Origin of the sequence: Luteimonas flava (genome assembly GCF_036584485.1) — a bacterium.
GTDB classification, from domain to species: Bacteria; Pseudomonadota; Gammaproteobacteria; order Xanthomonadales; family Xanthomonadaceae; genus Luteimonas; species Luteimonas flava.
Genome location: NZ_JAZHBM010000075.1, coordinates 1 through 284 on the forward strand (window position 1 = coordinate 1; position 284 = coordinate 284).

Annotated in this window: 1 protein-coding gene; it reads right to left on the reverse strand. The window is 56.0% G+C overall.

What is annotated here, in order from left to right; all coding sequences use genetic code 11:
* The coding region (locus tag V3391_RS17740; protein WP_332079772.1) for a transposase family protein at positions 1 to 232 on the reverse strand (232 nt) is incomplete at its 3' end.
* Positions 233 to 284 lie beyond the last annotated feature (52 nt).

Consider the following 284-nt stretch of genomic DNA (forward strand, 5'->3'; position numbering starts at 1 on the left):
GAAGCCGTCGAAATTGCACCTGCAGCCAGACCGGATCACCCAGCATCGGCATATCACGGATCGTGCGCCAATACGTCTCATGAACATGCGAGCAGGCGCTTCCGCAGCCCGAACAGGCTGCGCAAACCGCCGGATCAGGGATCAAGCTGATCCAAACGCCGTCGGCGCGGCGGTCGAAATTCCATACACGAAAGCCTTCCCAGAACGGGAGCTCGAGATTATTATCTGACATGGAAGCGGTGGGTTAGGTTAGAGATGTTGGTCGCACAACAAGTCTATCCTTT